The sequence below is a fragment of the Burkholderia sp. E168m23 genome (genome assembly GCF_016586125.1).
In the GTDB taxonomy this organism is placed as follows: Bacteria; Pseudomonadota; Gammaproteobacteria; order Burkholderiales; family Burkholderiaceae; genus Burkholderia; species Burkholderia orbicola.
Map to the genome: position 1 here is coordinate 1 of NZ_BCPP01001716.1, position 531 is coordinate 531.

Sequence of the window (531 nt, forward strand, 5' to 3'; positions counted from 1 at the left end):
GGACTCGGCAATATCGTCTTGCAGCTTCTCGACGTTCGTCGCGTTCGTCGTCACACGGCCGTCAAGGTTCGACACCGCGTCGCCAACGTTGTGCGCAGTCGTCTTGCCGTCGTCCAGCGTATACGCCGGTGCCGTCAGCTTGCCTGCTGCGTCCACCGTCGCACCGCCGCCCAGCGCACTTGCCACGCTCTGCGACGTGTCGTACAGCTGCGAGCCGTTTACCGCTTCCATGCTCGTCGTATTCACCGCGCCGGCTGCAACGTTCTTCAGCGCCGTGCCCTTCTCGCCGGCCAGCGTGACCGTGCTCTTGGTTTCATCGTCGTATGCAACCGCGTTCGGATCCTTGCTGCTACCAATCTCCGCCGCGGCCGTGATCGCGTCACCCACGTTGCCGTAGGTCTTGTCACCGACGTGATACTTCGGCGCCGTCACGCTGCCATCGGCGCCAATGCCCGCACCGCCACCCAGCGCCGTCGTTACGCCACTGAGCTGCGTCACGTTCACCGCGTCGGTGCCTTGCGTACCCGCCGC

The 531-nt window shown here is 65.2% G+C and carries 1 pseudogene; it reads right to left on the reverse strand.

The window, feature by feature from the left end:
* Positions 1-531 (reverse strand): annotated as a pseudogene (locus JMF90_RS39845) (hypothetical protein); the annotation flags it as partial.